This is a genomic window from Nocardia sp. 2TAF39, assembly GCF_052114905.1.
Taxonomy (GTDB): Bacteria; Actinomycetota; Actinomycetes; order Mycobacteriales; family Mycobacteriaceae; genus Nocardia.
Genome location: NZ_JBFRFQ010000018.1, coordinates 50,156 through 75,189 on the forward strand (window position 1 = coordinate 50,156; position 25,034 = coordinate 75,189).

Sequence of the window (25,034 nt, forward strand, 5' to 3'; positions counted from 1 at the left end):
TCAATATCCGCGCAAACGACGCATCGGCGTGTTGCAGATCGGTTGCGGCCTGCGTCACTCCACTACACCCTGTCGTCGGACCGTTTCAAGCGGGCTGAGAGACTGGAATACGTGAGTTCTTCTCCGCGCGTGACCAGTGCATCGGTGCCGGTTTCCGCTCAGCTTTTCGACCGGGCCAGTTCGGTGATTCCGGGTGGCGTCAACTCCCCGGTGCGGGCATTCCGATCCGTCGGCGGCACACCTCGATTCATCGCCTCCGCCAACGGTTCCACACTCGTCGACGCCGACGGAAACGAGTACGTCGACCTGGTCTGCTCGTGGGGGCCCATGATCCTCGGACACGCGCACCCCGCGGTCGTCGACGCGGTGCGCCGCGCGGCAGTCGACGGATTGTCCTTCGGCGCGCCGACCGAGGCGGAGATCGAGCTCGCCGAGGCCATCGTAGAGCGGGTCGCCCCCGTGCACCGGGTGCGCCTGGTGAACTCCGGCACCGAGGCCACCATGAGCGCGGTCCGGCTCGCGCGCGGCTACACCGGCCGCACCAAGATCATAAAGTTCGCCGGCTGCTACCACGGTCACGTCGACGCACTGCTCGCCGACGCGGGCTCGGGCGTCGCCACGCTCGGCCTGCCCACCTCGCCCGGCGTCACGGGTGCCCAGGCTGCCGACACCATTGTGCTGCCCTATAACGACCTCGACGCCGTAGCGGCCGCGTTCGCCGCGAATCCCGGCGAGATCGCATGCGTGATCACCGAGGCCGCGGCGGGCAACATGGGCGCGGTCGCGCCGCTGCCCGGTTTCAACGCGGGCCTGCGGACGCTCACCGCAGAGCACGGTGCGCTGCTCGTCATGGACGAGGTGATGACCGGTTTCCGGGTCAGCCGCGCGGGCTGGTTCGGCCGCGAGGGCGTCGCGGGCGATCTCTACACCTTCGGCAAGGTGATGAGCGGCGGCTTGCCCGCCGCAGCGTTCGGCGGGCGCGCGGAGATCATGAATCACCTCGCCCCGCTCGGCCCGGTCTACCAGGCAGGCACATTGTCCGGTAACCCCGTCGCGGTGGCGGCGGGCCTCGCCACGCTGCGCGCGGCCGACGACGACGTCTACGCCGCGCTCGACCGCAACGCCGAGCGTCTCGGCGGTCTGTTCCGTGCGGCGTTGACCGGCGCGGGAGTCGAGCATCAGGTCCAGTTCGCGGGCAATATGGTGAGCGTGTTCTTCGCCGAACGCCCGGTCACCGACTATGCCGCCGCCAAGGCGAGCCAGACTTGGCGCTACCCAGCGTTCTTCCACGCTCTGCTCGACGGCGGAGTGTATGCGCCGCCGAGCGCGTTCGAGGCATGGTTCGTGTCCGCGGCGCTCGACGAAAACGCATTCGACCGTATCGCCGCCGCCTTGCCCGCCGCCGCACACGCGGCCGCGGCCGCCACCCCCGAAGGATCCCGCGCGTGAGCTCCGATCGCGATCAACCCGATGCCGAACATCGCGGGCTGCCCAACCCCACCACCGACGCCGCCGAGCCGGGCACCGCCGACGCGGGTATCGAATCCACCGCAGGCCCGTCGGGCGGGCTGCCCGCCGACTCGGATGCCGTCGGTGCGGGCGGCGAGTCCACGGTGGCCGGTTCGGCCGCCGACAACCCGGTTCTGGTCGGCGAGCGGGTGCATGACGGCGGCGCCCCGCCGGTCGAAACGATCGTGCACGTGCTGCGGCACGGCGAAGTGCACAACCCGAACGCCATCCTGTACGGGCGGCTCCCCGGCTTCAGCCTGTCGGTGGCCGGCCGGGCGCAGGCCGGTGCGGTCGCGCGAGCGCTGGCCGATCACGATATCGCGCTGGTGTTCGCCTCTCCCCTGCAGCGGGCACAGGAGACCGCCGAGCCGATCGCCGCGCAGCACCGCCTGATCGTGCGGACCGACGAGAACCTCGTCGAGGCGGGCAACACTTTCGAGGGGCTGCGCGTCTCGGTGGGCGACGGCGCGTTGCGCAAGCCGCGGCACTGGTGGAAACTGCGCGACCCGTTCACCCCGTCCTGGGGTGAGCCGTATCTGCAGATCGCGCACCGCATGCTGGCCGCCGTGAACAAGGCGCGGGTCGAGGCGGCGGGGCGCGAGGCGGTGCTGGTGTCGCACCAGTTGCCGGTGTGGACGCTGCGGCGGTTTCTGCAGGGGCAGCGGCTGTGGCACGACCCGCGGCACCGGCAGTGCTCGCTCGCCTCGTTGACCTCGCTGGTCTACCAGGGCGACACGCTCGTGGACATCGTCTACTCCGAGCCCGCGGGCGGCTCGGACCCCTCGGTGCACGGCGCATGACTCGTTCCACCTCGTCTGTCACCCCGCCGGCGGCCACGACGCCGACCCGGCGGGCGATACCGGTTCTGCTCGCGTGTGTGGCGTTGATCGCCGCGCTCGCGGGCTGTTCGACCGGTTCGGACGCGGTGGCTTCCGGCGGCACCTTCGAGTTCGTCTCGCCCGGTGGCAAGACCGACATCTTCTACGACCCGCCCGCTGCGCGCGGCACCATCGGCGCGCTGGCCGGCCCCGACCTGATGACCGCGGGCAAAACCATATCGGTCGAGAACTACCCGGGCAAGGTCGTGGTGCTCAATCTGTGGGGCCAGTGGTGCGGTCCGTGCCGCGCCGAGGCGCCCGCCCTGGAAAAGGTCTACGAGGCGACCAAGGACAAGGGTGTCGCGTATCTCGGCATCAATGTCCGTGACCCGCAACAGGACAAGGCCCAGGACTTCGTCGTCGACAACAAGGTCGGCTATCCGTCCATCTACGACCCGTCTATGCGCACGCTGCTCGCGCTCGGCGGTAATTTCCCTACCAGTGTCATCCCCACCACCCTCGTACTCGATCGGCAACACCGGGTCGCCGCGGTCTTCCTGCGGTCTCTGCTCGCCGACGATCTGCAGCCGGTGGTCGAACGTCTCGCCGCGGAGGAATCACAATGAATCGCGACCGCCGTACCCGCAAGCCGCGTGCCTGTCGGCCACGGCAGGGCCCCCGACGCATCGGCGGCGGATGGGCCGTCGATGACCGGTGGGCGGGTATCGCCACCGTGCCGCGCAGCGTCGCTGCCGACTCGCTGCTGGATTTCGGTGTGCTCGATGTGATCGAGGAGCCCGCCGTCACCGGGCGGCGCGTGTCGCTGCGCCGCACGGGGCCCGAGGAGGCGCCCGAGGGGGAGTCGGTGTGAGACCCGAGCCCGCAGCGCCGCCGCGGACCGGGGAGGCCACCTGATGGTGCTTGCCGGAGTCGGGGAGTCGTTCCAGCAGACGGCGGCCTCAGGGCCGCTGCTGCTGGCGCTCGGCGCATGCGTGCTGGCGGGCCTTGTGTCGTTCGCCTCGCCGTGCGTCGTACCGCTGGTGCCGGGGTATTTGTCGTATCTCGCCGGACTGGTCGGCGCCGAGGCTCCGCCTGCGACCGTCGCCGAGGCCGCGAAGGGTCGGCCGGGTTCGGTTGCCGTCGCGGATGCGGCGGAACGGCGCTCGGGACGGATGCGGGTAGCGGGCGCGGCCGGACTGTTCGTCGCCGGGTTCACCGTGGTCTTCGTGCTCGCCACGGCTACCGTGTTCGGCGTCATCCAGACGCTCAACGTGAATCGTGAACTGCTGCAACGGATCGGCGGCGTGGTCACGATCCTGATGGGCCTGGTGTTCATCGGTCTTGTGCCCGTGTTGCAGCGCGACACCAGGATGGAGCCGCGCAGGCTAACCAGCATCATGGGCGCGCCGCTGCTCGGCGGGGTGTTCGCGCTCGGGTGGACGCCCTGCCTCGGCCCGACGCTGTCGGGTGTGATGGCGGTGGCCGCGGGCACCGATGGGACGACGGCTGTGCGCGGGGTCGCGCTGATCGTCGCTTACTGTCTCGGCCTAGGCCTGCCGTTCGTTGTCCTTGCGTTCGGGTCGGCGAGCGCGCTCCGCGGAGTCGGCTGGCTGCGCCGCAATTCGCGCACCATCCAGATCATCGGGGGCATTCTGCTGGTCGCGGTCGGCGCCGCGCTGGTAACCGGGGCGTGGGACCAGTTCGTCGCCTGGGTGCGCGACGCGTTCGTTTCCGAGGTGACTTTGCCGATATGACCGTGATCGACCAGCAGGCAACCGAAACTCCCACGCCGCCGCGCCAATCCGTGCTCGGCCGCGCCTGGGCGTTCGTGCGCAACACCTGGCGCGGGCTCACCAGTATGCGCACCGCGCTGGTACTGCTGTTCCTGCTCGCACTGGCCGCGATTCCCGGCGCACTGCTGCCGCAGCGCAACCTCAACGAGCAGAAGGTTGCCCAGTACATCGCCGCTCGGCCGACGCTCGGTCCGTGGATGGACCGGTTCGAGCTGTTCGATGTGTTTTCCAGCTTCTGGTTCACAGCCGTCTACGCGCTGCTGTTCATTTCGCTGGTCGGTTGCATCCTGCCGCGCACCGTCGACCACTACCGCGCGCTGCGCACGCCGCCCGTGCGGGCGCCGCGCAACTTGACCAGGCTGCCGCACCACTACTCCGGCAGTGTCGGACAGACGCCCGACGAGGTGATCGCGCACGCGGGCACCCAGTTGCGCGGTTGGCGCACCGAGGTCCGGCCGGGTACGCGCGACGGCGAGGTGACGTTATCGGGGGAGAAGGGCTATACCCGCGAACTCGGCAACCTTGTGTTCCATCTCGCGCTGGTCGGGCTGCTGATCGCCATCGCGGCGGGCAAGCTGTTCGGCTACGAGGGCAGCGTTGTCGTGCTTGCGAACAACGGCCCCGGCTTCTGCACCACCTCGCCCGCGGTGTTCGACTCGTTCAAGGCGGGCAACGTCAACGACGGCACCGGCATGACCCCGATCTGCGTGCGGGTCGAGGACTTCAAGGCCGACTACCTGACGAACGGCCAGGCCGAGATGTTCACCGCGGGCATTTCCTACCAGGCGGGCGACGACCTGCGGACGAACACTTGGCGCGACACCCAGGTGCAGGTGAATCACCCGCTCCGGGTCGCAGGTGATCGCCTCTATCTACAGGGGCACGGCTACGCGCCGACCTTCACGGTCACTTTCCCCAACGGACAGTCCCGCACCGAGTCCATCCAGTGGCGCCCCGACGACGCGTCGACGTTCCTGTCGAGTGGAGTACTGCGGATCGACCCGCCTGGCGGCATGTACGCCACCGACGCGGAACGCCGCAAGAACCAGATCGCGATCGAGGGCCTATTCGCGCCGACCGCCCTGTTCCACGGCACGCTGATGAGTTCCGCGTTCCCCGCGATGAACGACCCGGCCGTGGCGGTCGACATCTACCGCGGCGACACCGGGCTGGACACGGGCAAGCCGCAGTCGCTGTTCGCGCTGGACCCTGAACAGGTGAAGCAGGGGCGACTGACCAAGGAGGCCAGGGTGAACCTTCGCCCCGGCGAGTCGACCACGCTGCCCAACGGCACCAAGGTCGCCTTCGATGGCGCGCAGGAGTTCGTGAACCTGCAGGTGTCGCACGATCCCGCGCAGCTGTGGGTGCTGGTGAGCGCACTGCTGATGATGGCGGGACTGCTGGTCTCCCTGCTGGTCAAGCGTAGGCGGATCTGGGTGCGGGTCTACCCGGCCGAGGACACTCCCGGTACCGTTGATCAACGACGCACTGTAGTAGAGATGGGCGGGCTCGCCAGAACCGACCAGGCCGGCTGGGGTAGCGAGTTCGACCGGCTGCGCGCGCGCCTGCTCGATGAGCAAACGGACGCTCGCGGCGACCGAACCACCTCGGCGCGCGGCGCCGAAATCACGGGAGAGTAACCATGCCGATCGACGAGACCATCGCCAGATACAGCGATTTCGCGTTCAAGACGGCGATCGTGGTGTACGCGCTGGTCATGGTGCTGCTGATCTGGCAGTACGCTACGGCGCGCAGCCGTCAGGTCGCCGAGCGTGAGCTGGTGCCGGTGGGGGCGAGGCCGTCGGGACCGGGCCGCGTCGTCGAACCCGCACAGCGGCCCCTGTCGGAGCGGCTCGGCAACATGGCGTTCTCGGTGCTGATGGTCGCCATCGTGCTACACGTGGGCGCGATCGTCTTGCGCGGCTTCGCGACCCATCGTTTCCCGTTGGGCAACATGTACGAGTTCGTCACTATGGCGACGGCCGCCGCCGTGCTGGTCGGGATACTTCTCCTGCGTGAGCAGCGCTACCGCTCGATGTGGGTCTTCCTGCTCGTCCCGGTGTTGATCCTGATGTTCCTCGCGGGCACCGTGCTCTACGCCGACGCCGCGCCCGTGGTCCCCGCACTGAAGTCGTTCTGGCTGCCGGTGCACGTCACCATCGTCAGCGTCGGCAGTGGGGTGTTCCTGTTCGCCGGCGTGACGAGCATGCTGTTCCTCTACCGCTTGCGTCAGCCCGACGGTCAAGACTCGGCCAGCGTCCTCGGCGCGATCGCCCGCCGCCTGCCCGATGCCCGCACCCTGGACCGCCTCGCCTACAAAGCCACCATCATCGGCTTCCCGCTCTTCGGCGCCGGCGTCATCCTCGGCGCCATCTGGGCCGAGGCTGCCTGGGGCCGATTCTGGGGCTGGGACCCGAAGGAAACCTGCTCCTTCATCGCCTGGGTCCTCTACGCCGCCTATTTGCACGCCCGCGCTACGTCCGGCTGGCGCGACACCAAGGCGGCGTGGATCAATATCGCGGCGTTCGTCGCGATGCTGTTCAACCTGTTCATCATCAACATGGTGATCTCGGGGCTGCACAGCTACGCGGGACTCAACTGACGTCGTTTACCGCGGATCTCGGATTGCTCCGGTATGTCTGTACCGGAATTTTCGGACCGGAGCACGACTGAGTCATCGTCGTCGATACCGGACCGATCGTAGGCAACGCGCAAGCTGTCCGACTGGGGCGCAACAATGCTCGTAGGTGACGACATCTACAAGCAGCATGATCCAGGCACGGGCGAGAACCACCTACACCAATTCCCCTGGGCCGCTGCCTGGCAGGCTCTGCTCCCGCATCCTCATTACACGGAGTCCAGATAGCCCAGTGTTGTCTGTTGCCCGAATTCCATTACCGCCTCGCGCCATACGACGGGCTGGATGACATCAGCCATTCTCGCCGCCGCGTGCTCGCGGGTAGTACGCAAGCAGGTTGAGCGCGCGTTAGACCGCGACCACTGGAGATATTGAATGTGTGGAGTGTACGAGGAGGCGAGAGGTGTGCGAAGAGGGAGGCCGAGACTGAGGGGCTCCGCACTCATGCGTGAGTTGAGCGGTCTGTGCGCGCCCCTCAGAGGCGCGCTACGCAGACCACGAAATGGCGCTGTCGGTAGACGATTCCGCTGTCGGCCGAGCCGCAGGCGTTGACGTCGACGGTGTTCTGTTTGACATCCACCACCCGCACCCCGTTCGGCGTGCCGTGGGCCGCGCAGTCCAGGCGCTTCGGATCGCCGGGGACCAGCTCCATACAGCCACCGACCACCCAGTCGATGTCGAGGCACAGCGCGGCCTGCGCGGCGCCCTGCAGGGTGTCGTTGTAGGTGCGGTCGGCATCGGTGGGGCACGGGCTGTTCGCGGGCGCCTTTTCGGTGACCTTGTAGGTGGCGCCGGAGCTGCCGCAGGCGGCCTTCTCGATGCCGCCGGAGCCGCCGAGGTGCACGCACTCGCCGACGTTCAACTGGAGACTGCTGGCGCTCTTGTTCGAAGCGCCGCGCATCGCCGAGGTGGTGGGCGGCGGAGGCTCGGTCTCGGTGGTCGTCACCGGTTCGTCGGAGGTGGTCGGTGGCGGCGTCGAAGTAGTTGTCGCGCTGTTGTTCTGGGCGGCCTTCGCCGGTTCCTCGGTAGGTCCGGACATCGACACGGCGGCAAAGGCCACGAGAGCCGCCGCTAGTGCGGTCGCAGCCACGAAGCCCGTCAGAGTGATACCGGCACGAATACGTTGGCGCGACACGTCACGTCCTCCACAGCTGTAAACCCTTCGAACTCGCTCCCGATGAGATCCGAAGTTGTGAATCTTGCGGATTGAAGATCACGCCATGCATACACTATGCGGCGCACCCGCGTCGAGCCGTTGCTCCCAACGACATTCGCTGTGGGCGAGTATTCCCCTTTTCGTCTCCCGAGTCGGTCACAATCGAGTAACGAACTTCCGTGCGGCCATGTGCCGATCGCCATGTCTGGCAACAAGCTACGGGCGTTGTACAGTCACACGCCATCCGGCCTCCGGCGCCGGAGGTCTCTGTGAGAAGGAATTCCATAATGAAGTTCGGCACCATTGCCGCCATCACGCTCAGTGCGGTTGCCGCCGTGGGCATTGCGGCGGGAACCGCGAATGCGCAGCCTGTAGAGGCGAATCGGGAGGTCACGACATCCGGCGTCGAGCAAGGCGTCGACTACAAGACCACGGTCTCCGACAAGACCGGAGCGATCACCACCGCGGTCGAGCACGGCAAGTTCGCCCTCGTCGACAACGGCGCCAAGATCGCGCTGACGTCCGACGCCGGCGCCGTCGTCGCCGAAGTGCCGTTGACCTTCCAGGTCTCCGGAGGCCGACTGTCGGTCGCGCAGGAGATCAGCGACAACGGCACGCGCCTCGCGCTCACGCCGGTGGCGGACGCGAAGGAGATCGGCGAGATGCAGCCGATCAGCTCGATGAACCGTCTCATCGCCGAACTGAACGAGAACGTCGTCGGCGTGGTCGGTGGGGCTCTGCTCGGCGGTCTGCTCGGAGCCCTGATCGGCCTCGGCTTCTTCAGCATCATCACCGGACCGATCGGCCTGGTGGTCGGCGCGATCGCTGGAGGTGCCATCCAGGGCGGGCAGCCGTTCACGGACGCTTTGATGGCGGTCGTCAACGGCGAACCGTGATCGGAACTCGCGGGTGAAGGGGCAGGCGCACCGCAGCGCGCCTGCCCCTCCGCAGCCGAGTATTTTGTGACAAATATCACATAATGGGCAAAACAAATATTGGTCTGGATCTCGACGATCGCGCTCGGTAACTACGCCGTAGCGCATCGAACGGAGTGCCGGCACGTGCTTTCGATGGCACTGCTCAGAGTGCGTTCGTCCGTCGAGGTGTGCAGGGCCCCGTCAGTGGTCGGCCGAGCCGGACTCGCCGTCGCGGTGCTGGCGGGACAGGCGCCAGAGGAATTCTGGGTCGTCGTCGGGTCCGATGATGCGCTTGCGTCGCGGTGAACGCGCTTGCGGGGCTGTCGGTCCGGCCTTCTCGGGGCCGAACGCCTTCCAGCACAACACCGCGACTGCCGCCATTGCGATGAGTGCCAACAGGTACGTCACGTCGCTCACCTCCTGGTTACGAGGGTAGTCGCGTACGTGACTCCCGCCCACCGCAGGCGTGAAATCGGTCCTGCGGGTGGGCGCGGGCCCCGGAACGACGGGCCCGCGCGCCCTGCGATCAGTGTGCCGTCGCCTCGGTAGTGAGCGACTGCAGCAGCTGGAGTACTTCTGATTCGCGGAACCGGCGATGACCGCCCGGTGTGCGCAATGACCCCAGTCGCCCGGCATGAGCCCAGCGCGTCACGGTCTTGGGGTCGACGTGGAACAGGGCAGCAACCTGCCCCGGCGTCAGCAGGGTGTCCTGGCCGCCGACGGTGATCGCAGTCATAGCAAACCTCTCCGTTCTCGACAGTTCCCTCATCAGATGGCGCCATCGTCGCACCGAAACCCCTAGGTACTCGAACCACCTACTGTTGGTAAAGGGGAGGTAATAGACAAATCGGATGTGCGCCCCATCCCCGGCAACAGGCGCGCGCCGAGGCTGGGCAACAGCTTCGCATAGGCTGACCGATGTGCGTGACGAAATTCCACCGGAAGGTGTTCGCGGACAGCAAACTGCTGGCGCAGGTCGTCGGCTGGCCCGCAATCTGGCGCTCTACACTCTCGCCAGGCTGGCTCTGGTCGTGGTCCTCGCGGCAGCCATCGTGCTGGCCGCACGGCTGGTCTCGGTGGACATTCCGTGGCTGGTCGCTGCCCTGTTCGCGCTGATCATCGCGATGCCGCTGTCGTTGACCCTGTTCAAGCGCCTGCGCGCCAAGGTCAACGAGGATATCGCCCTGGTCGACGAACGTCGTCGCCGTGACAAGGCCCAGCTGCGTGCGCGGCTGCGCGGAGAGAATCCGGAGGACACAGGGACGTCCTCATGAAGTCCTGTGATCGCAGCACGCCGCGGGACTGGGTCGACAATGCGGTCCGGTTGATAGATGCCGACACCCAGCGCAGCGCCGACACCCATCTGCTGCGCTATCCACTGCCCGCCGAGTGGAATGTCCAGCTGTATCTGAAGGACGAGTCCACGCACATCAGCGGCAGCCTCAAGCACCGACTGGCGCGCTCACTGTTCCTGTACGCGATCTGCAACGGCTGGATCACCGAGGGCACCACGGTGGTGGAGGCGTCCTCCAGCTCGACCGCGGTCAGCGAGGCCTACTTCGCGAAGCTGCTCGGCCTGGACTTCGTCGCGGTGATGCCCGCGAGCACATCCCCGCAGAAGATCGCGCTGATCGAAGCGCAGGGCGGCCGTTGCCATTTCGTGCAGCGCCCGCCGGACATGTACACCGAGGCGGCGCGGCTGGCCGCCGAGTGTGGCGGTCACTACATGGACCAGTTCACCCATGCGGAGCGCGCCACCGACTGGCGCGGCAACAACAACATCGCCGAGTCGATCTTCCAGCAGATGGCGTTGGAGACCCATCCGGTGCCGGAGTGGATCGTGGTCGGCGCGGGCACCGGTGGCACCAGCGCCACGATCGGTCGCTACATCCGCTACCGCAGGTACGCAACGAAATTGGCTGTGGTCGATCCGGAGAACTCCGCGTTCTTCGGCGGCTACGAGACCGGCGACCCCGCCTACCAGACCGGCATGCCCTCGCGTATCGAGGGGATCGGCCGTCCCCGGGTCGAACCGTCGTTCGTCGGGCCGGTGGTGGACCGCATGTTCGAGGTGCCCGACGCGGCCTCCATCGCCGCCGCCCGGCACGCCAGTGTGCGGCTCGGTCGGCGGGTCGGCGGATCGACCGGCACCAACCTGTGGGGTGTGTTCGCTCTCGTCGCCGAGATGATCGCCGAGAACCGCCGGGGCAGCGTGGTCACGCTGCTCTGTGACGGCGGAGATCGCTACACGGGAACGTATTTCGACGACGCCTGGGTCGCGTCGCAGGGGATCGGCCTCGCCGAGCCCACCGCGATCCTGGACAAGTTCATGGCGACCGGAATCTGGGAAGCCTGACCTGAGCCCGTCCGAGAGCGGTCGCGTCTGCGCGGAACCTGGAGATGTGCCGCTGCGTTTGCGCGGGCAGATCCGTATCGCGGACCTGCCCATCCGTTCGCCGCTAGCTGTATTCGGGCTATCCAGAACCCCAGTTGTCAATTTTTGTTGACATTGTGCGGTGACGTCAATAAAAATTGACGACATGACTGAAGCAACCACCCTGGCGGCCGCCGCAGGCAGCCCCGACCCCAAGGTCGGGCTGCGCGCGGTGCTCGCGCTGCGTCGGCTGCTCGAACGTCTCGAGGCGATCCAGGTGACCAACGCCCGCGAACAGGGCTGGTCATGGCAGGCGATCGCGGAGGCACTCGAGGTCAGCAAGCAGGCAGTCCACCAGAAGTACAACCGGAGAGGCAGGAGCCGCTGATGTTCGAACGGTTCAGCAGGTCGGCGCGAACGGCCATCGTCATCGCCCAGGAAGACGCACGGGAGTTGTGCTCGCCGAACATCGAGGTGGAGCACGTGTTGCTCGGGCTACTCTCGCACGGTGACTCGGAGCTGAAGGCCCTGCTCGCCGAGGCCGGGCTCACCCACGAGGGCGTACTGAGCATGCTGGCCGACAACAGCAAAGGGGAGGAACAACCACTCGGCGCGGAAGACGCCGAGGCCCTGCGCTCCATCGGCATAGATCTCGACGCCGTGCGCGAATCGCTGGAGGCCAACTTCGGTGAGGACGCGCTCGATCGCGCGGTGCCCGAACCGCGGCGCGGTCCACTCGGCTGGCGTCGCGGCAGTGGGAACGTCGGGCACATCCCGTTCACCAAGGAGGCGAAAAAGGTTCTGGAGCTCGCGCTGCGCGAGGCCCTCGGCCGCAAGGACAAGACCATCGAATCCGGGCACGTCCTGCTGGGGATCCTGCGGGCGCCCAATCAGACCACCCTGCGCCTGTTCGGCGGCTCCGGCCAGATCCACGACTTGCGTCCCAAGGTGCACGCCCTGCTCGACCGTGCCGCCTGAGCGCGGGGACGTGTGCTGTCACGATATTTGTTTTGTGGCAGCACATGTCCGCCTCGCGGGCCTAGCATTGGCCCATGCAGCTTCTGATTCGGTTGATCATCAACGGAGTGGCCATCTGGCTGGCCGCGGCCTGGGTCGACAAGATCGACATCATCAGCCCCTCCGACCAGGGCACCGGCGCCAAGATCGTCGTCGTGCTCGTCGTTGCCGCGGTTTTCACGGTGGTGAACGCGCTGGTCAAGCCGATCGTCAAACTGCTGTCGCTGCCGCTGGTGATCGTGACGGTCGGCCTGTTCCTGCTCGTGATCAACGCGCTCATGCTGTGGCTGACCGCGGAGATCACCAAGGCATTCAGCGACTACGGCCTGCGGGTGGAGGGCTTCTGGGCCGCGGTGCTCGGCGGCATCATCGTCTCGATCGTCAACTGGGTGCTCGGCATCCTGGTCCCGGACGGCGACGACTAGGAACTCTGTTTTCGGCCGCGCGGGCGCGGCGGGTTCGCGGCCCCCTTGTGGCTCGCGTCCGAGCGACCGACGCTGGCGACTTCGTCGCGGACGCGGCGGCCGCTCGGACGCGAGCCGGGCCGCGAACAGGGGARTGCTCGGTCTCGCTGCGCTCGGAAGCGGGGGGTTGGGCGGATGTGGTTGCGGTGGGTGCGATTGTGGTGTTGTTTGGTTGCGTCTGTGGTGCTGTGCGTTCGCGGCCCTGTTGGGGTTGGTGTCTGAGCACGCTGTTGGTGACTGTGTGGCGGACGCGGTGTCCGCTGGGGGCGCGAGCCAGGCCGTGAACGGGGGATGCTCAGTCTCGCTTCTCCCGAGAATTGGGGTGGCGGACCTGGTGACCACGAGTGATCGTGGGTCCCACAGGCGAGATCGAGGCACAATTTTCAACCTCCACGAAGGGCGCCCCGAAGCAGCCCCGGACCGTTCGCTCGGAAGGGAGAGTCGGGTCCGTGTGGGTATGTGAAATGGGAAGCGCGGCATCGGGGTGCGCCGTTCTCGGATGGCTTGGGAGCCAGCGCGGATGCGTTGGATAGTAACCAGATTCTTCGGCAGCGCCCCCGGCTAACCGAGCCCGACCGCGAGTGCGGTGACCGCCGACCAGACCAGCAGGGCGAGGCCGGAATCCCGCAGGGCGGGAATCAGTTCGAGTCCGCCTTTACCGCCACGCACCGGCGCGTTGGCGCGCACGGCCAGCGGCACCGCGAGCAGGCCGACCAGTGCCCAAGGCGTGCGGGCGACGAGGACCAGCGTCGCGATGAACGGCACCGCGAGCAGCGCGAGATGCAGCGTGCGGGTACGCAGATCGCCGAGCTTCACCGCGAGCGTGACCTTTCCGGACGCGGTGTCGGTCGGGATGTCGCGCAGGTTGTTCGCGACGAGCACCGCACTGGAGAACGCGCCCACCGAGACCGCGAGCAGCGCGCCCACCCAATCGATCTCTTTCGCCTGCACGAACTGGGTGCCGAGCACGCCGATCAGGCCGAAGAAGACGAACACCGCGAGCTCGCCGAATCCGCTGTAGCCGTAGGGCTTGCTGCCCCCGGTGTAATACCAGGCCCCGGCCAGGCAAGCTGCGCCGATGAGCAGCAGCCACCACGCGCTTGTGACGACGAGGACAAGGCCGACGGCCCCGCCGAGGGCGAGGCTGAGGATCGCGGCATTCCGCACCGCGGCGGGCGACGCCAGCTTCTGCCCGACCAGCCGCAGCGGGCCGACCCGGACGTCGTCGGTGCCGCGGATGCCGTCGGAGTAGTCGTTGGCGTAGTTCACGCCGATGATCAGCGCCAGCGAAACGAGCAGTGCCAGAATCGCTTTCCACCACACCGCACCGCCGACGGACGCGGCCGCGCCGGTCCCGGCGAGCACAGGGGCGATCGCGTTCGGCAGGGTACGCGGTCGCGCGCCCTCGATCCATTGCGCTGCGGTAGCCATATCCGCAGCCTAATGCGCGTGGGGTGTTCAGTCCGTCTGGGCCGTCGCCGCCTGCTGCAGCCGGGCGAGTCCCTTCTCGAAGTCCTTGCCGACCAGTTTGTCCATCGGTATCAGCTTCCCGACCACACCCATCAGGCCGGACTGCCGCCCGGTCATCCGCCAAGTCACCTCGGTGCCGGTCTCGACCGGATCCAGGGTGAAGGTCACCTGATTGGTCGATTTCATCGGTTTCAGGAACTCCAGGCGGACGCCGATTTCTCGTTCGGCGCTGGCGGTGATCTCCATGCTGCCCGCGCCGGCCTTACGGCTACCGCTCCAGGTGTAGCGCGCGCCGACACCGGAGTCGGCACCGGAATAGCTGCGCTGCATCTGCGGGTCGAGATCCTCCCAGGGCGACCACTTGCCCCACTCGTGGAAATCGTCGATCAGCGAATGCACTCGCGCGGGTTCGGCCGTGATCACGGCCGAACGGACCACTTCGAACTCAGCCACGCGGTCAGCCTATGCGACCGATCGCCCAGAATGGGGGCAAAGAAATCATGTCGGCTCGATCAGTCCAGCTCGCATACGATGACCGCGGGATGTTTCCGGATCAGAGCGGCCCGAACGGCCACAGTCACCCCTCGACGGCGCCCGCAGGCGAATCGGTCGTGGTGGCCCTGCTGGGCGAGATCGCGCTGCGCCGCGACGGCGCGCTGACACCTCTGCCGGGCGCGCGCTCTCGGCTGCTGCTCGCGGCGCTCGCCTTGCGGACGGGCCGCAGCCGCAGCGCGCAGGCCCTGATCGACGACGTGTGGGGCGAGCAGCCGCCGAGGGCGCCGATGAATGCGTTACACACTCAGGTTTCCCGGCTCCGCTCCGCCCTGCCCGACGGAGCGTTGGAGATCGGGCCTGCGGGTTACCGGTTGAGCATGGGCACCGACCAGGTCGATCTGAGCCTGGTCGGCGAGCTGGTGCGGCAGGCGCGTGCCTGCCGGACAGCGGGCGACCCGACCGGGTGCCTGGACGCGGTGTGGCAGGCGCGAGGATTGTGGCGCGGGGAGTCCGGCGCCGATCTGCCCGCCGGTGGCCTCGCCGACGAGCTGCGCACCGCCGCCGCGCACCGGCTCGCCGAACTGGACGCGCTCGAACTGGACGCGCGCGAGTCCGTCGGCGACATCGACGGCGCACTGCGCCTAGCTCGTCGTCGCAACGCCACCGACCCGTTGGACGAACCCGCACAGCAGACCCTGATGCGTCTGCTCGCCGCGGCGGGCCGCGCCAACGAGGCACTGGAATCCTTCGCGGTCTTCCGTTCACGGTTGGCCGAGCACCTCGGTACGGACCCTGGCCCTGCGCTCGTAGCGTTGAACACCGCGATACTGTGCGGCGAGCCGGTGCGCAGCGCGGAACTCGCGCCGCGGTATGCCGTCGGCGGGGCGCCGCACTCGGCCGCTGCCGGCGCGCTGCCCTCGGGCGAAAACGCCGTCGCAGCAGCACAATTCCAGCAACCCGCCGCGATCGGGCTGCGCGCCGCGCCCAACGTGCTGCTCGGCCGCACGGACGATCTGACGGCGCTCGAAGAACTGTTACGCGATTCCCGCGTGATCACCGTCCTCGGCCCGGGTGGCTCGGGAAAGACCAGGGTCGCCAACGAGATCGGTGCGCGCGTGGCGGCCGCCCGCCCGGTGGTGCTGGTCGAACTGGCCTCGGTGCGTGCGGCGGAGGGCGACGACGCCAGAATCGAGATCGAGGCGGCGATCGCCGCGGTGCTAGGCCTGAGCGACGTCACCTTCGACTCCGCCACGCTGCGTGCCAGGCAGGCGCCCGATGCCCGTCAGCGTCTGCGCGACGCGGTATCGGCCCGCTCGATGCTGCTCATTTTGGACAATTGCGAGCATTTGATCGACGCCGTCGCCGTGGTGGTCGCCGATCTGATCGGCATCGCGAACCGGCTGACCGTGCTCACCACCAGCCGCGCGCCGCTGATGATCACCGCCGAGACCGTGTATCCACTGCCGCCCTTGACGATCGACCCGACCGGCTCGCCCGCGACCGAGCTGTTCGCGGCACGCGCCAGGGCGGTGCGCCCAGGCGTCCGGCTGGACCCGGACGTCGTCGCCCAGCTCTGCCACACCCTCGACGGGCTGCCGCTGGCCATCGAGCTGGCCGCCGCACGGGTGCGCGTGATGAGCGTCGAGGAGATCAACGAGCGACTGGCCGATCGGTTCGCGCTGCTGCGCCACGGCGACCGAAGCTCGCCCGAACGACATCGCACCCTGCACGCCGTAATCGACTGGAGCTGGAACCTGCTCGACACCGCGCAGCAGGTGGCGCTGCGCCGATTATGCCGATTCCCGGCCGGTTTCACGCTCTCGGCCGCCGAGGCGGTGGCGGGCGGAGCGGCGGTGGGCGACGTCGCCGCCGCCGTCGACGGCCTGGTCAACCAGTCGCTGCTCGCCGTGCTGGACGACGAGGTGCTCGGTACCCGCTATCGGATGCTGGAAACCGTGCGGGAGTACGGCGAGGAGCAGCTGGCCCGCACCGCTGGGGACGCGGAATCGGTCGACATCGCGATAATGCGGTGGGCCAGGGACTATGCCGACGACGTTGCGCGCCGATATCTGACCGGCGATCAGATCGAGCTGGCGCTTTCGGTCGCGATGGAGTTGGACAACCTGCTCGCGGCGTTGCGCTGTGCGATCGAGCGGCGGGACGCGGCGACGGCGTACACGGTCTTCCCGGTCGTGGGCACGATATGGGTGATTCGCGGCTCGCACACCGAGGTGGTCAGCTGGGCTGCGCGGGTCATCGACCTGGAGCCGGCCGTGTTCGGCCCCGACATGCCGCGGTCGGATCTGGTGCTCACCACGTACCAGATGGTGTTCCTGCATCTCGCCTATACCGGTGGTGGTGCTCGCGCGCTCGCCCAGCTGCGCCTGCGCGTGCGCCGATTGCTGCGCAACCGCACCGATCTCACCGTGAACAACCGGTTCATCGGCCGAGTCGTGCTCGTCCGGCCCGACGGCGCCGACCTCGGCAGGATGATCGCCCACGCACTTCGATCGACCGATCAGGAGACAAGGGCCACCGCACTGCTGCTGCGCGCCAACATCAGGGAGAATCTCGGCGACGTGCGCGGCTCGACCGTCGACGCGACCCGGGCGCTGGAGATCTTCGGGCACAACAACGTCTGGAGCGTGGCCATGGTGTGCAGGCACCTCGGCCAGGTCTGCGGTCAAACCGCACAGTACGCCGAATCGGTGACGCACTACCGTCGTTCGCTGGACATGCTGCAGCGGCTCGGCGCCTACGAGGACACAGTGGAGACCCGCAGCATGCTGGCGGCCTCGCTGGTCGGTCTCGGTGAGCTGGAGCAGGCCGCGCACGAACTCGACCTCGCGCTCGGCACGTCGGATGTCGACAGCTCGACCGGCGGGCAGAATCGGCTGCTGGCAACCGTCGTGCAGAGTTCGGCCGAGGTGGCGTTCGCGGAGGGCGATATCGAAGGTGGGCTGTATCGCTACGAGCGTGCGCTCGAGCTGTATGGCTGGCCGGACAGCGTGCCAGGGCCCGGGCCGGGGGCATTGATGCTCGCCGCGGCGGCGCTCGACGCGAAGGTGCTCTACGGCGCCGCCGACTCTGCCGCGACCCTGGCCACGGATCTGGTCGAGATCACCCTGCCGAGCATGACGCAGTATCGGGACCTGCCGCAGATCGGCGCTATCGCCTGCGCGGTCGGCTCGTATCTCATCGCCGTCGAACGATATGTGTCGCGCGGTCTCGAGCTGCTCGCGTTGGCGCCGAATGTGTTCTGCCGCCAGGACTTTCCCTCGATGCGCTGGGCTGGACACGCGGACGCGGCCGCCGCGGCGCTCGGCGCCGACCGGGTCGCCGCAGCGCGTGACCGGGTCGGCCACCTGCGCCGCAGAGACTCCGCAGACCGCATCATGCGGATACTTCACGAGCTGAACGAGGTCCGCTGACGCGCTACCGCGGCATAGTCGGTTGAGATTCGGCCGCGACGCCCGTCGAGGGCGCGACCGAGCCGCCGCACCATGGACCGACGACGGCACGCCGGGTGACTGGTTCGTCACCCGGCGTGTCGTCGTGTATGCCTTACGCCCGGCGCATATACGCCTTCACGGTCAGCGGGGCGAAGATCGCGATGACGACCACGGCGCCGATCAGCGACCAGGCCAGGTCGGTGCCGTAAGCGCCGCCGTTCATCAACGCGCGGCACGCGTTCACCATGTAGTACACCGGGTTCGCGTGATTGATCGCCTGCATCCAGCCCGGCATCGTGCCCACCAGCGCGAAAGCGCCGGACATGAAGGTCAGCGGGAACATGATCATCATCGAGATGCCCTGCACACCCGCCGCGCTCTTACCGGTGACGCCGACCAACGCCCAGACCCAGCTGATCGCGAACGAGCAGGCCACGATGACCAGGCCCGCCGCGATCACGCCCACCACGCCGCCGTCCGGGCGGTAGCCGATGCACAGTCCGACGAAGATGGTCAGCACTGTCGCGATCACATAGCGCGCCATATCCGCGATCAGCGCTCCAGCCAGTGCCGAAATGCGAGCGATCGGGAGGGATTTGAACCGGTCGAAGACGCCCTTGTCCATGTCCTCGCGCAACTGGGTGCCGGTGACGACCGAGGTGAGTACCACCGTCTGCACCAGAATGCCGGGGATCAGGATCGGCAGGTAGTCCTGCACGCTGCCGCCGATCGCACCGCCGAAGATGTAGGCGAACAACGCGGTGAACAGGATCGGCTGCACGGTGACGTCGAACAGCTGCTCGGGGTTGTGCTTGATCTTCAGCAGGCCGCGGTAGGCCATGGTGAACGAGCTCGCCACCGCCTGCCCCAACGGAATACGGTTGTTCACGTCAGGAATCGGTGCGGGCGCCGCATGGCGCGCCGTGGTTTCGGTCGCGGTGAGGGTGGTCATGCCGCGCTCCTTTCGGATTCGTCGTCGGTGTTGTCTTCGGCCGGGTGGCCGGTGATGGTGAGGAAGACCTCATCCAGACTCGGTTTGCTCACAGTGATCTCGTCCACCCCGATCTCCCACTCGCGCAGGCGGATCAGCAGATCAGCGGTGACGCCCGCGTCGGGCAGCGGGGCGGTGAGCCTGCCGGCCTCCGGGGAGACCTGCGCCTCGGTGCCGAGGAAGTCGCCGACGATGCGGCGCGCCTCGTCGAGCTGGCCGCGGTCGACCAGGGTCAGGTGCAGCGAGGAACCGCCCACCGAGGCCTTGAGCTCGTCGGCGGTGCCGTCGGCGATCACCTTGCCGCGGTCGATCACCGCGATCCGGTCGGCCAGCTGGTCGGCCTCATCCAGGTACTGCGTGGTGAGCAACACCGTCGCGCCCTCGCGGACCAGGCGGCGGATGGTCTCCCACATCTGAGCGCGGGTGCGCGGGTCCAGCCCGGTGGTCGGCTCGTCCAGGAACAGCAGCGGCGGGGTCGCGATCAAGCTGGCCGCCAAGTCGAGCCTGCGCCGCATGCCGCCGGAGAAATTCTTCAGCGGCTTGCTCGCCGCCTCGACGAGGTCGAATTCCTCCAGCAGCTCAACCGCCTTACGTCGGGCGTCGATCCGGCTCAGGCCGAGCAGGCGGGCGAAGACGACCAGATTCTCGGTGGCGCTCAGGTCCTCATCGACAGAGGCATACTGTCCGGTGACGCCGATCAAGGACCGGACGGCGGTCGGTTCCCTCACCACATCGTGGCCGAAGATGCGGCCGCTGCCGCCGTCCGGCCGCAACAGGGTCGCGAGCATGCGGATCGTCGTGGTCTTGCCTGCGCCGTTCGGTCCCAGCACGCCGTACACCGAGCCCTGTGGCACTGCCAGGCTCACTCCGTCGACGGCGCGCTGTTCCCCGAACACCTTGACCAGGCCGTCCGCCTCGACGGCGAGCACTGCATTCGGTGCGAAAGAAGTCATGCCTACGACTGTGGCGGCCTCGACTTGCACCGCCCTTGCACGGCTCTGTCTTCGGCCGCGCGGCCGCGGCGGGTTCGCGGCCCCCTTATGGTTCGCGTCCGAGCGGCCGACGCCGGCGACTTCGTCGCGACGGGGTTTCGGGAGTCCCTTGGGCGCCGTGAGTTCGCGGCCAGGCCCGGCGCGAAGACGTGAGCCGGACCTAAGGCGTCGAGTCGGCGAGTAGGGATTCGCGTAGCTTGACGCGGTCGGGCTTGCCCGGCCCGCGCAGCGGGATCTCGTCGAGCAATGCCAGTTCGCGCGGAGCGGCGATCGAATCCAGTTCCGCCATCACGTGGTCGCGCAGCTCGGCGAGGCTCGGCGTCGCGCCCGCGGTGGGTACCACCGCGGCGGCGACCCGCTGCCCGAGCCGTTCGTCCGGCAGCCCGAGTACCACGACCTCGCTGATCGCCGGGTGGGTGATCAACACCGCCTCGACCACCTGCGGGAGCACCAGCAAGCCGCCGGTCGTGATCGCCTCGTCGAGCCGTCCGGTGATGCGCAGCACGCCGTCTTCGAACGTGCCCGCGTCTTCGGTGCGGAACCAGCCGGGTTCGGCGAAGGCGGGATGATCGGGCTGGTTGCGGTAGCCCGAGGTGATCATCGCACCGCCGAGCACCACCCGCCCGTCCTCGATGCGCACCTCCGTGCCGTTCAACGGGACGCCGTCGTACACGCAACCGCCGCAGGTCTCGCTCATGCCGTAGGTGCGGACCACGGTGATACCGGCGTCCCTCGCTCGCTCGTAGACCGGAAGCGGGGTTGCCGCGCCGCCGACGAGCACGCCGTCGAGCTGAGCAAGCGCCGCGGCCGAGGCGGGTGCGTCCAAAACCTTGATCAATTGCGTCGGTACCAGCGCCGTGTATCGGCGTTCACCGCGCATGCCGGAGATGGCGCCCGCCAGCGCCTCTGGCAGGAATCCGCCGGACACGTCGAGCACCGTTGGTTCGGTGCCTGCCAGAATGCTGCGCAACAGCACCTGGATGCCCGCGATGTGATGGGTCGGCAGGGCGAGTAGCCAGCTGCCGGGACCGCCGAGGCGGTCGTGCGTCGCGGTGCCGCTGGCACGCAGCGCGGACGCGCTGAGCATCGCGCCTTTCGGCACGCCTGTGGTACCGGAGGTGGTTACCACGAGGGCCACCTCGTCATCGATCGGCTCGGCCGGCGACAGCGCGTCGCTCAGGCGGCGTGCCTCGCGTCGGTCGGTGGTGGGAATCGGCAGCCACGCGGACCCGCTGCCCTCCAAGGCCTCCCGCAGATGCGGCATGACGTCGCGGACGCCGGATCCGGTGGGCATCGGCAAGGTTCGCAGTGTCCTGGTCACGACTTTGCCTCGCTGGCGCTCGGCTCCGCCGTGCCCAGAGACGCTGTGGTCATGGCTCGCTCGCTGCGCTCCCTCACAGTAGGGATCGTGTCATGCCCGCGTCGCCGCACGCGGAACGGGTGGGTTTGCCGGAGTGGCGCGCGACAGTCGCGGCCATCCGGACGGATCGGGACTCTGGTTCGCCAGGCATCGAGACTGCGATTCACTCGTCGGACGGAACGGGGACACAGCCCACTCGGACGTCGGCGGTCGGGTGGCCATCGAGCGTTATCGTCCTCGCAGGGTGCCGCATCGGCAACTCGGCACTGCGCGCCGAATTACCGAGCGAAACCGCTCTCACTCCGCTGACCAGCGCGAATCTCGTCGAATCGGATGCAAGGGCGGGACCTCGACGAAGACGATCGGAACCCCGTCCGGATCGCGCACCCACATCTCGATCAGACCCCACGGCTCCTGCACCGGCGGCCGGTCGATCGCGATCCCCCTCAGTGCGAGTTCCGCGGCGGCGTCGGACACATCGCGGACCTGGAGCCAGATGGCGCCCTGGAACGACGAGGAGCCTCCCGATCCGCCGTGGGCGGCTACCTCGATCAGCGACTGGCCCGCGAAGAAGACCGTGCCGCCGGGGTATTCCCGTGCGATGGCCAGCTCGAGCCCGTCGCGATAGAACGTGAGAGTCGACGCATAGTCGGCGGGCCGCAAGATGATCCGGCTGCTCAGGACGTCCATGTCAGAAGTGCCAGGGGTAGGGGGTCCAGTCCGGGGCGCGCTTCTCCAGGAACGCGTCGCGGCCCTCGACGGCCTCGTCGGTCATGTAGGCCATCCTGGTCGCTTCGCCGGCGAACAGCTGTTGGCCGACCAGCCCGTCGTCGAGCAGGTTGAACGCGTACTTCAGCATCCGTTGCGCCTGTGGGGATTTGCCGTTGATGTCGGCGGTCCACTCCAGCGCGACGTCTTCCAGTTCGTCATGGTCGACCACTTTGTTGACCGCGCCCATCTGATGCATCTCCTCCGCTGTGTACGGGCGGCCCAGGAAGAAGATTTCGCGCGCGAACTTCTGGCCGACCATCTTGGCAAGGTACGCACTGCCGTAGCCGCCGTCGAAGCTGCCCACGTCGGCGTCGGTCTGCTTGAAGCGGGCGTGCTCGCGGCTGGCAAGAGTGAGGTCGCAGACCACGTGCAGGCTGTGTCCTCCGCCCGCGGCCCAGCCGTTCACCAGCGCGATAACCACCTTCGGCATGAAACGGATCAGCCGCTGCACCTCCAGGATGTGCAGCCGGCCTGCGCGGGCCCGGTCCACCGTGTCCGCGGTGTCGCCGCTCGCGTACTGGTAGCCGCTGCGTCCGCGGATGCGCTGGTCGCCGCCGGAGCAGAAGGCCCAGCCGCCATCCTTCGGGCTGGGACCGTTGCCGGTGATCAGCACCGCGCCGACGTCCGGGGTCATCCTGGCGTGGTCGAGGACCCGGTAGAGCTCGTCGACCGTGTGCGGGCGGAACGCATTGCGCACCTCCGGCCGGTCGAACGCGACCCGTACGGTGCCCTGCTCGATGTGCCGGTGGTAGGTGATGTCGGTCAGATTCTCGAACCCTGGAACGGGTCGCCACAGCTTCGGGGTGAACGTCACGCCTGTGATTATTGCTGTGTTTTCGGCCGCGCGGGCGCGGCGTGTCCGCGGCCCCTTTTTTGCTCGCGTCCGAGCGGCCGACGCTGGCGACTTCGTCGCGGACGCGTCGGCCGCTCGGACGCGAGCCGGGCCGCGAACAGACAATGCTCGGTCTCGCTTCCCTCGAAACCGGGGCGGCCGATGTATGCGGCGAGTCGAGAGTACCGGCTCTTTCGGTGGTGCTTCGGGCGCAGGGCTGCTTACGGCACAGCTCAATTGCACGGCCTGCTCGCTCTATCCGCCGTGCCTGCCAGGGTTTTGATTTGACGGTGTAAAACGACGCGTTACCGTGCAGGTATGAGCGAGCGCAGCGAGCGAACAGTAGGTACGGCCGAGCATTGCTCGGTCATGGCGGAGCCGAGCGCTAGCGAGGTGGAGTCATGAGCGAGCGCAGCGAGCGAACAGTAGGTACGGCCGAGCATTGCTCGGTCATGGCGGAGCCGAGCGCTAGCGAGGTGGAGTCATGAGCGAGCGCAGCGAGCGAACAGTAGGTACCGCCGAGCATTGCTCGGTCATGGCGGAGCCGAGCGCTAGCGAGGTGGAGTCATGAGCGAGCGAGTGAAACCGGTTATCGACCGGAGCGCGGTGGACGAGTCCCGCTACGAGCAGCACGGGGGTTTTCCCAAGGTCTCCCGCGCGCAGGCCGGGCCGAACTTCGGCCCCTTCGTCGAGGCCATGCGGACGCTGCAGGATCTCGCGGTGTCGGTGGACGCGCCGGACGAGGTGTTCGGCGACGCGCACGCCAAAGCTCGCGAGCTCATCGATCTGTTGGAGACCTACCGCGCGCTGGAGTTGCAGGGCCCGGCGGGCCGTGTCGTCGAATTGCCCGGGCGCGGCAGCCTTCTGCTGCTGCCGTGGCGGGTCGTCGAGGCAGGGCCGGAGGGCATCCGGATGACAGGGGAATTCCGCCGCTTCCATTTGGGCGGCAACGGTGCTGCGCACGGCGGCGTGCTCCCGCTGCTGTTCGACGATCTGCTCGGCATGATCGTTCATTACGCGGGACGGCCGATCAGCCGCACCGCGTATCTGTACGTGAACTACCGGAAGATCACGCCGCTGGAAACGCCGCTCACCGTTCGCGGGCGCGTGGACCGGATCGAGGGTCGCAAAACTTTCATCACCGCCGAATTGCTCGATGAGCAGGGCGATCTGCTCGCGGACTGCGAAGGGCTGATGGTGCAGTTGCTGCCCTGGCAGCCGTAGCCGGGAGAATGCCGGCTCAGGTGCGTATAGTTTCCCTCGCTCGTTCATCTACACCGATCCGGAGGAACCTGAAAGTGGTTGCAGCACTGTCTGAATCCCTGCTCGACGACGCCAAGCGCCCCGCCTTTCTCGCCGATGCCGTCGAGGTTCTTGATGCCGAGGTCTCGGACAAGGGTGGTGCGTCCGGCCTGGCTGTGAAGGGTGGCTACGCGGCGGTCAAGAAGATCAGCCCGTCGATTGTGCCTGATGCACTGGAGTCGTTGGCGCCCAAACTCGTCGCGCAGCTGGACCCGTTCTGGCAGCAGTACACGGCGTCCGGCTCCGGCACGTTCGCCGATCTGCTCGTCGCCAAGTCCGACGAGGTCGCCGAGGCGTTGCTCGCGGTAACCGACGCGCGTGCCGATGCCTCGACCCGTCCCGCGCTGAAGAAGGTCTACTCCTCGATGCGTTCTTCGGCGAAGAAGAACGTCATCGAGGCGCTGCCTCGGCTCGGCGACCTGGTCCAGAAGCACGCCTGAGTTCTGTGCTCGATTGCAGCGCTGTGTTCGATTTGCCGCGCCTTCGGCGCGGCGTGTTCGCGGCTCTTTGAGGCTCGCGTCCGAGCGACCGTTGCTTGCGACTTCGTCGCGAACACATCGGTCGCTCGGCCGCGAGCCGGGCCGCGAACGGGTAATGCTCGGTTTCGCTTCGCTCGGAAGCGGGAGTGAGCTGATGTAGTCGCGTGAAGTGGCGACTGCGGCGGCGTGCGGCGAACCTGCCTG

26 protein-coding genes are annotated in these 25,034 nt (G+C 67.8%); 16 read left to right on the forward strand and 10 right to left on the reverse strand.

The annotated features are described in order from the left end of the window. Window positions 1-111: 111 nt before the first annotated feature. The 7 genes from hemL (at window position 112) to ccsB (ending at window position 6,722) form a co-directional block, all read left to right on the forward strand. Window positions 112-1,449 (forward strand): glutamate-1-semialdehyde 2,1-aminomutase, encoded by a 1,338-nt coding sequence (hemL, locus tag AB4Z47_RS14030; RefSeq protein ID WP_441950942.1) that lies wholly within the window; start codon window positions 112-114, stop codon window positions 1,447-1,449. 209 nt (window positions 1,450-1,658) lie between these two features. After that, complete coding sequence (locus AB4Z47_RS14035; protein WP_441951055.1) at window positions 1,659-2,309, forward strand: histidine phosphatase family protein; 651 nt, start codon at window positions 1,659-1,661, stop codon at window positions 2,307-2,309. Continuing rightward, on the forward strand, window positions 2,306-2,953 hold the full coding sequence (locus AB4Z47_RS14040; RefSeq protein WP_441950944.1) for a TlpA disulfide reductase family protein: 648 nt from the start codon (window positions 2,306-2,308) through the stop codon (window positions 2,951-2,953). The genes AB4Z47_RS14035 and AB4Z47_RS14040 overlap by 4 nt, the downstream gene beginning before the upstream one ends. Next, complete coding sequence (locus AB4Z47_RS14045) at window positions 2,950-3,198, forward strand: hypothetical protein (protein WP_441950946.1); 249 nt, start codon at window positions 2,950-2,952, stop codon at window positions 3,196-3,198. The genes AB4Z47_RS14040 and AB4Z47_RS14045 overlap by 4 nt, the downstream gene beginning before the upstream one ends. A gap of 43 nt (window positions 3,199-3,241) precedes the next feature. After that, the gene (locus AB4Z47_RS14050; RefSeq protein ID WP_441950948.1) at window positions 3,242-4,081 is read left to right on the forward strand and encodes a cytochrome c biogenesis CcdA family protein; all 840 of its coding nucleotides are present in this window, start codon (window positions 3,242-3,244) and stop codon (window positions 4,079-4,081) included. Then, window positions 4,078-5,760, forward strand: a complete 1,683-nt coding sequence (gene resB, locus AB4Z47_RS14055) for a cytochrome c biogenesis protein ResB (RefSeq protein ID WP_441950950.1) — start codon at window positions 4,078-4,080, stop codon at window positions 5,758-5,760. Before AB4Z47_RS14050 ends, resB begins: the two co-directional genes overlap by 4 nt. A gap of 2 nt (window positions 5,761-5,762) precedes the next feature. Further along, the gene (gene ccsB, locus AB4Z47_RS14060; protein WP_441950952.1) at window positions 5,763-6,722 is read left to right on the forward strand and encodes a c-type cytochrome biogenesis protein CcsB; all 960 of its coding nucleotides are present in this window, start codon (window positions 5,763-5,765) and stop codon (window positions 6,720-6,722) included. Window positions 6,723-7,233: 511 nt separating this feature from the next. Here ccsB and lppU read toward each other — a convergent pair. Then, window positions 7,234-7,893 (reverse strand): LppU family putative lipoprotein, encoded by a 660-nt coding sequence (gene lppU / locus AB4Z47_RS14065; RefSeq protein ID WP_441950954.1) that lies wholly within the window; start codon window positions 7,891-7,893, stop codon window positions 7,234-7,236. A 308-nt stretch (window positions 7,894-8,201) separates the two neighbouring features. On the opposite strand from lppU, the gene AB4Z47_RS14070 reads away from it, so the two are divergent. After that, on the forward strand, window positions 8,202-8,810 hold the full coding sequence (locus tag AB4Z47_RS14070; RefSeq protein WP_441950956.1) for a hypothetical protein: 609 nt from the start codon (window positions 8,202-8,204) through the stop codon (window positions 8,808-8,810). A gap of 222 nt (window positions 8,811-9,032) precedes the next feature. On the opposite strand, the gene AB4Z47_RS14075 is transcribed toward AB4Z47_RS14070, so the two are convergent. Both AB4Z47_RS14075 and AB4Z47_RS14080 read right to left on the reverse strand, forming a co-directional pair. Continuing rightward, a complete protein-coding gene (locus AB4Z47_RS14075) occupies window positions 9,033-9,239 on the reverse strand; it encodes a hypothetical protein (protein WP_441950958.1) in 207 nt (68 codons plus the stop codon). A gap of 118 nt (window positions 9,240-9,357) precedes the next feature. After that, window positions 9,358-9,567: a BldC family transcriptional regulator gene (locus tag AB4Z47_RS14080; RefSeq protein WP_327110406.1), complete on the reverse strand. Its 210-nt coding sequence runs from the start codon at window positions 9,565-9,567 to the stop codon at window positions 9,358-9,360. Between the two features lie 184 nt (window positions 9,568-9,751). Here AB4Z47_RS14080 and AB4Z47_RS14085 point away from each other — a divergent pair, with 184 nt between their 5' ends. The 5 genes from AB4Z47_RS14085 (at window position 9,752) to AB4Z47_RS14105 (ending at window position 12,647) form a co-directional block, all read left to right on the forward strand. Beyond that, window positions 9,752-10,105, forward strand: a complete 354-nt coding sequence (locus tag AB4Z47_RS14085) for a DUF4229 domain-containing protein (protein ID WP_441950960.1) — start codon at window positions 9,752-9,754, stop codon at window positions 10,103-10,105. Beyond that, a complete protein-coding gene (locus AB4Z47_RS14090) occupies window positions 10,102-11,187 on the forward strand; it encodes a PLP-dependent cysteine synthase family protein (protein ID WP_441950962.1) in 1,086 nt (361 codons plus the stop codon). The genes AB4Z47_RS14085 and AB4Z47_RS14090 overlap by 4 nt, the downstream gene beginning before the upstream one ends. A 184-nt stretch (window positions 11,188-11,371) precedes the next feature. Next, complete coding sequence (locus AB4Z47_RS14095) at window positions 11,372-11,593, forward strand: helix-turn-helix domain-containing protein (protein ID WP_327110403.1); 222 nt, start codon at window positions 11,372-11,374, stop codon at window positions 11,591-11,593. After that, entirely contained in the window at window positions 11,593-12,183 is a 591-nt protein-coding gene (locus AB4Z47_RS14100; RefSeq protein ID WP_441950964.1) for a Clp protease N-terminal domain-containing protein, read from the forward strand. The genes AB4Z47_RS14095 and AB4Z47_RS14100 overlap by 1 nt, the downstream gene beginning before the upstream one ends. 74 nt (window positions 12,184-12,257) lie before the next feature. Next, window positions 12,258-12,647, forward strand: coding sequence for a phage holin family protein (locus tag AB4Z47_RS14105; protein WP_441950966.1), 390 nt, complete (start codon window positions 12,258-12,260; stop codon window positions 12,645-12,647). 600 nt (window positions 12,648-13,247) lie between these two features. On the opposite strand, the gene AB4Z47_RS14110 is transcribed toward AB4Z47_RS14105, so the two are convergent. Both AB4Z47_RS14110 and AB4Z47_RS14115 read right to left on the reverse strand, forming a co-directional pair. After that, complete coding sequence (locus AB4Z47_RS14110; protein WP_441950968.1) at window positions 13,248-14,117, reverse strand: 1,4-dihydroxy-2-naphthoate polyprenyltransferase; 870 nt, start codon at window positions 14,115-14,117, stop codon at window positions 13,248-13,250. A gap of 27 nt (window positions 14,118-14,144) precedes the next feature. Further along, window positions 14,145-14,609, reverse strand: a complete 465-nt coding sequence (locus AB4Z47_RS14115; protein ID WP_441950970.1) for an SRPBCC family protein — start codon at window positions 14,607-14,609, stop codon at window positions 14,145-14,147. Between the two features lie 89 nt (window positions 14,610-14,698). Between AB4Z47_RS14115 and AB4Z47_RS14120 the strand changes: the two genes are divergently transcribed. Continuing rightward, the gene (locus AB4Z47_RS14120) at window positions 14,699-18,082 is read left to right on the forward strand and encodes an AfsR/SARP family transcriptional regulator (RefSeq protein ID WP_441950972.1); all 3,384 of its coding nucleotides are present in this window, start codon (window positions 14,699-14,701) and stop codon (window positions 18,080-18,082) included. A 133-nt stretch (window positions 18,083-18,215) separates the two neighbouring features. On the opposite strand, the gene AB4Z47_RS14125 is transcribed toward AB4Z47_RS14120, so the two are convergent. The 5 genes from AB4Z47_RS14125 to AB4Z47_RS14145 all read right to left on the reverse strand — a co-directional run bounded on the left by AB4Z47_RS14125 (window position 18,216) and on the right by AB4Z47_RS14145 (window position 23,031). Then, entirely contained in the window at window positions 18,216-19,055 is an 840-nt protein-coding gene (locus AB4Z47_RS14125) for an ABC transporter permease (protein ID WP_441950974.1), read from the reverse strand. Next, window positions 19,052-20,047 (reverse strand): ATP-binding cassette domain-containing protein, encoded by a 996-nt coding sequence (locus tag AB4Z47_RS14130; protein WP_441950976.1) that lies wholly within the window; start codon window positions 20,045-20,047, stop codon window positions 19,052-19,054. The genes AB4Z47_RS14125 and AB4Z47_RS14130 overlap by 4 nt, the downstream gene beginning before the upstream one ends. A 199-nt stretch (window positions 20,048-20,246) precedes the next feature. Next, entirely contained in the window at window positions 20,247-21,380 is a 1,134-nt protein-coding gene (gene menE / locus AB4Z47_RS14135; RefSeq protein ID WP_441951057.1) for an o-succinylbenzoate--CoA ligase, read from the reverse strand. A gap of 363 nt (window positions 21,381-21,743) precedes the next feature. After that, window positions 21,744-22,136 carry a VOC family protein gene (locus AB4Z47_RS14140; protein ID WP_441950978.1) on the reverse strand — a complete coding sequence of 131 codons (393 nt, stop codon included), beginning with the start codon at window positions 22,134-22,136 and terminating at the stop codon, window positions 21,744-21,746. A gap of 1 nt (window position 22,137) precedes the next feature. Continuing rightward, on the reverse strand, window positions 22,138-23,031 hold the full coding sequence (locus AB4Z47_RS14145) for a 1,4-dihydroxy-2-naphthoyl-CoA synthase (protein WP_441950980.1): 894 nt from the start codon (window positions 23,029-23,031) through the stop codon (window positions 22,138-22,140). A gap of 585 nt (window positions 23,032-23,616) precedes the next feature. Here AB4Z47_RS14145 and AB4Z47_RS14150 point away from each other — a divergent pair. Together AB4Z47_RS14150 and AB4Z47_RS14155 are read left to right on the forward strand one after the other, a co-directional pair. Beyond that, window positions 23,617-24,273: a PaaI family thioesterase gene (locus AB4Z47_RS14150; RefSeq protein ID WP_441950982.1), complete on the forward strand. Its 657-nt coding sequence runs from the start codon at window positions 23,617-23,619 to the stop codon at window positions 24,271-24,273. A gap of 74 nt (window positions 24,274-24,347) precedes the next feature. Next, window positions 24,348-24,791: a DUF6918 family protein gene (locus tag AB4Z47_RS14155; RefSeq protein ID WP_441950984.1), complete on the forward strand. Its 444-nt coding sequence runs from the start codon at window positions 24,348-24,350 to the stop codon at window positions 24,789-24,791. Window positions 24,792-25,034: the final 243 nt, after the last annotated feature.